General features: G+C 63.7%; 7 protein-coding genes. 5 read left to right on the top strand and 2 right to left on the bottom strand.

Annotated elements, in window-relative coordinates; all coding sequences use genetic code 11:
- Positions 1 to 73 precede the first annotated feature (73 nt).
- The 5 genes from AWB94_RS33050 to AWB94_RS34850 all read left to right on the top strand — a co-directional run bounded on the left by AWB94_RS33050 (position 74) and on the right by AWB94_RS34850 (position 1,762).
- On the top strand, positions 74 to 451 hold the full coding sequence (locus AWB94_RS33050) for a phage holin (protein WP_085122603.1): 378 nt from the start codon (positions 74 to 76) through the stop codon (positions 449 to 451).
- Positions 448 to 759 (top strand): hypothetical protein, encoded by a 312-nt coding sequence (locus AWB94_RS33045; protein ID WP_131805429.1) that lies wholly within the window; start codon positions 448 to 450, stop codon positions 757 to 759. The genes AWB94_RS33050 and AWB94_RS33045 overlap by 4 nt, the downstream gene beginning before the upstream one ends.
- Positions 759 to 1,001 (top strand): DUF7620 family protein, encoded by a 243-nt coding sequence (locus tag AWB94_RS33040; protein WP_085122601.1) that lies wholly within the window; start codon positions 759 to 761, stop codon positions 999 to 1,001. Before AWB94_RS33045 ends, AWB94_RS33040 begins: the two co-directional genes overlap by 1 nt.
- The gene (locus AWB94_RS33035; protein ID WP_234811970.1) at positions 1,001 to 1,462 is read left to right on the top strand and encodes a putative phage holin; all 462 of its coding nucleotides are present in this window, start codon (positions 1,001 to 1,003) and stop codon (positions 1,460 to 1,462) included. Before AWB94_RS33040 ends, AWB94_RS33035 begins: the two co-directional genes overlap by 1 nt.
- Before the next feature lie 111 nt (positions 1,463 to 1,573).
- The gene (locus AWB94_RS34850; protein WP_133058232.1) at positions 1,574 to 1,762 is read left to right on the top strand and encodes a hypothetical protein; all 189 of its coding nucleotides are present in this window, start codon (positions 1,574 to 1,576) and stop codon (positions 1,760 to 1,762) included.
- Positions 1,763 to 2,049: 287 nt separating this feature from the next.
- Here the strand turns inward: AWB94_RS34850 and AWB94_RS33030 are convergent, their stop codons facing one another.
- Together AWB94_RS33030 and AWB94_RS33020 are read right to left on the bottom strand one after the other, a co-directional pair.
- Positions 2,050 to 2,709: a DUF4352 domain-containing protein gene (locus tag AWB94_RS33030; protein WP_085122599.1), complete on the bottom strand. Its 660-nt coding sequence runs from the start codon at positions 2,707 to 2,709 to the stop codon at positions 2,050 to 2,052.
- A 314-nt stretch (positions 2,710 to 3,023) separates the two neighbouring features.
- Entirely contained in the window at positions 3,024 to 3,854 is an 831-nt protein-coding gene (locus AWB94_RS33020; protein WP_234811969.1) for a tyrosine-type recombinase/integrase, read from the bottom strand.
- Positions 3,855 to 4,209: the final 355 nt, after the last annotated feature.

Below are 4,209 nucleotides of genomic sequence, written 5' to 3'. Positions count from 1 at the left end.
CGAAATCCGGCTGCTGTACCCGTAGGCGACGCCCCTCCGTTCTGAACGATCAACTCCGAGTGGAAGGTTCGACATGAATACGATCACCCTGCGCAACTGGCCAGCAGCCCGGCAATGGATCCAGGTGGTGTCGACCGCGGTGCTGGCGGCACTCGTCTCGTACAACTGGCTCGGCAATAGCCAGGCCGAACTGATCGCCACGTTCATCACTGCAGTACTTCCGCCGGCGTTGTCGATCTTCAACTCGGCCAGCGGTATTCGCACCTGGCTGTACAGCCTCATCACCGGCGGCCAGACACTGATCGTGGGGCTGAACGTGTTCACGACTCTGCAGGTGAGCCCGATCGCGAACATTCTGCTGGCCGCCATCGGCACCGGCGTGGCAGTCACCCACACGCCGACGCCAGGCGGTGTTCAAGGTCCGGTGACCGCGTCCATCGCTCCCCGGTGACCGGGATCTGGAACCCCGAGGTTTGGAACAGTGTCGGCGTCGTTGGGCTCGTCGTCCTAATGGCGCTGCTGCTGCTGCTATCACTGCAGCGCGGCTGGATCGTCCTGGGGATTCACCACCGTGAGGTCGTCGGCGGCCGGGACCGCGAGATCGCGGCCCGCGACCGGGCGATCGACGCACTCACATCACGCGGAGAGAAACTTGACGAAACGATCGCCATTCAGGCCAAGACGATTGCAGACAAGAACGCTGTCGAGGACGTCGCCACCAAAATCCTTACAGCACTGCATGATCGGCAGGCCAGCTGATGTGGCCGTGGAAGAAAGCCCGCCGAGACATCGAGGATGCACGGCAGCGGGCATCGTCGGCCGAGTGGCGGGCTGTCGAAGCCGAGCTCGACAATGCTGCGGCGGGCGCGCAGTTGCAGGCCGCCCAGCAGCAGGCCGAGGAGTCGACCGAGCTGACGAAATCGCTGCGAAAGCAGATCGATCTGAACGGCTTCACGGAGCTGCTGTCAGAGGCGTGGGGCAGAGGAAGAGGGCACGCGTGATGCGCAGCCATTGGGCGAACTACTGGCGGTCAGCGTTGCCGATGACTCGGGCGTGGGCGCCCAATCTCGGCGTACTGCGTTGGGGCTACGTCATTTTGGCGTTGCTGATCCCGGGTACGATCGTCTCCGACATCTGGCTCGAGGTCAACTACGAACTCATCGCCAATGTCTTCCTGCTGATCGCCACGGTGTTGGTCAACGCGTTCACGTTGCTGTACGGCACGCGGTCGCGTTGGAAGTCCAACCGCATCGGGCCGATCTATCTGATCAAGTGCATCGCACTGTCCGCGTTCCTAGTCCAGGCTTCGGTGTCAGTGTGGATTGACGTTGACGACGACTACCCGCTCCGACAGATCATCAGGTTCACCATCTACGCGGCCACCGCGCTGGTGTACGTCCCCATGCTGATCACGCTCTGGCGGGAACAGCAGCGCGACCGCCGGGACATCTGGGTGCCGTAGCCACCCGCTGCCCGGCACGAGCGACGAGCCGCCCCCGACTTCGGTCGGGGGCGGCTCTTTCGTCGTTGGTGGGAGCGCGGTCACGTCGGTGCTGCTGGTTATCGTGTCAGGTTGTCCGAGCCTGATCACGTCGTCCGTCAGCGTTCCCGCGGCCAAGCGGTGCCGCTGAATCAGATCACCCTGCTGGTCCGGACGCCGGGCACCTGGGACGGATACCGGTCGTATCCGGAGGCCCAGCGCGCGGAGGCTGAGGCCTACGCCGCGCGGATGGGCGTCACAGTCGAGCCACTCCAGCCGTGACCCCGTGCCGGGTGTCGGCCGTCGGTCGTACGCTGCGTGTGTGCCTGACATCGGTGACCTCGTCCCGGGCCGCCGCGGCGGGTGGGTCGAGCTTTCGCCGACGCAATGCCCGAACGGCCACCAGCTCGGCCCCGGCCGCGTGATGGTAGGCCACCGCGCGTGCAGCGGCCGGCACCCTGGCGGTCACCGAACATGGCGGTGTCGGGAGTGTGACGCCGTGATCAGCGCTCCCGACGTGGGCGTCGACTGCGTGGTGGCTACCGGCCCAGACGAGCGGTAACCGGGGCCTACCGGACGTTCACCTTCACGCCGTCCGACAGCAGGGAGTCGTGCAAGACCAGCGCGGCGGCCGTCGAACCCACCGGCACATCGAACGGGATCTTCACCTGTAGGGAGAACCCAGGGCCGAGGTCCAGGACCATGGTGTCCTGGTTGAGCTTCATTGCGGCCATGCTGTCGGCGGCGTACTCCCGGCCGGACCCGTCGATGAGCTTCTGGTTCTGCATGAAGAACGACTGCGGCTCATTTCCGATGTTGGACACCCGCACGGTGGCGATGATCCATTGCCCGCGGGGTTTGGGGTCGCCGTACCAGTGGTCTGCGGGCTCGACGGAGTCGACGACGAACGCGAACTTGCCGTCGCGCACCTCTTCGCCCATCGCGCCGGCGGCCTGCTGGGAGGCCGCGGGGGTCGATCCGCCATCCATCTTCGACGCGACGGACCCGACCAGCGCGAAGCATCCGCCGACGCCGGCCACCATCACCGCGAACACGCCCAGCAGTACCCAGGCCCAGGCTGGCGTCTTCCTGGCCGGCGCGGCAGGCGGCGGGAACCCGGCGGCGGCCGGGACATGGGTGGTGTCCGTCCAGGCGATCCCGTCCCAGTAGCGCTGCAAACCGGGCGTGACGGGGTCCGGATACCAGCCCTTGGGCATCGGCGCTGTCATGAGCGCGCAGCGTAGCGGAAGGTTCAGTGACCGCGCAGCACCTCCACAGGTGACCTTTTACAGGATAGGACGACACACCCGAGGGTGTATCCCCCAATGGGGGTGCCCGCTGGGGTTCATAACTTGAGCCAAGTGGTGGTGATCAGGTACCTGGGAGTGTCGGAGGTGGCCGAGCGGACCGGCTTGGCGGTCAACACGATCAAGTCCTATAGCAAGATCCCTGGCCGGATGCCACAGCCCGACGTGATGATCGGTCGAGTGAAGGGATGGCTTCCTGAGACCATCGATCGATGGATGGCTCGCAGGACGGGTGACTAGGCGACTTGAGCGTGTTGCTCGCTGTCGTCGTAGATCGCCGACAGAAGCATGTCCGAGCTGACATTGGCCATGGGGGAGAGCAGGAATGGGTCCAGTCGGTCGATGTCTTTGGCTTGGCGCTGAGTTTGCACCAAAGTATAGATTTCGGTCGTGGCCAGGCTTTGGTGGCGTAGTAACACCTGTACGACACGGACGTCGACCCCAGCTTCAAGCAGTCCGGTAGCGAACCAGTGGCGCAATGAATGGCAGGACCCGGGTACGCCAGCCCGCACCATCGCCTCTTTGACGGTCCCACAGACTGACTCGCGACGCTGGTGACCGTGGTCGCAACCGGGGAACCAGTAGCCGGTCCGGGGCATCTGGTAAGCGATCTCGAGGACGCGGTGATGCAGGGGGACTGTTGCCACGAACCCACCCTTCCCGTCGATCGTTACCCGGCGCTCGATCAAGTCGAAATCTTCGCCCCTGATTTTGGCGATCTCATGGGCGCGCAGGCCCTGGAACAGGGCTAACGTGACCATCGCGTTCGTCCTGCGGCGCATGTGCGTTCCGATGAGACGTTGCACTTGCGCGTTCGTCGGAGGATGGGGGTGCCCCTTGATCCGCTTGGGGCTCTCGGTGTTGATCATCGGGTTGTCGACCCGGTGGCCTGCTTTCTGGAGCCAGACAAACCATGCGTTGAGGGCTGTGTAGTAGGTCCATCGACTGTTGGGCGACCAAGTCCCCCCCTCTGCCAGCCACTCGACGATCTGTTCAGTGGTGGCTGTCTCCGGGGAGATGTTGTGCCACCCGGCGAATCTAATGACTGTGGCGATGCGTTCATCCACCGTCCGCTTCGAGAGTGAACGAGCGAATTGCCATGTGCGCCAAACGCGCAAGAGTGGATAGTGGGCAACGGTCACAGTTGAAGTAGAAGTATTCACGAAGTCAACTATTCCTCTGAGTCCGCTGGCAATACGCTGGTATCGGATTTCGATTCTGACGCTTTTCGATAACGGAATCCGTTACAGATTGCGTACTTTCGACCATCACGCGATCTTCTCGCGGCCTGGCGTGAATGGGATCACGGGCGCCACGGGCCGCTTGATTGGGGTTACGGGGGCAATAGATAGTGAACCGTTAGACCGCCTGCTGGGGGCCTTGTAATGAGAAGGTCGGGGGTTCGATTCCCCCAGGCGGCTC

It is taken from the genome of Mycolicibacterium canariasense, assembly GCF_002101555.1.
GTDB lineage: Bacteria > Actinomycetota > Actinomycetes > Mycobacteriales > Mycobacteriaceae > Mycobacterium > Mycobacterium canariasense.
The sequence above is the reverse complement of the archived record's forward strand: the minus strand, read 5'-3'. Positions and strand labels throughout refer to the sequence as shown.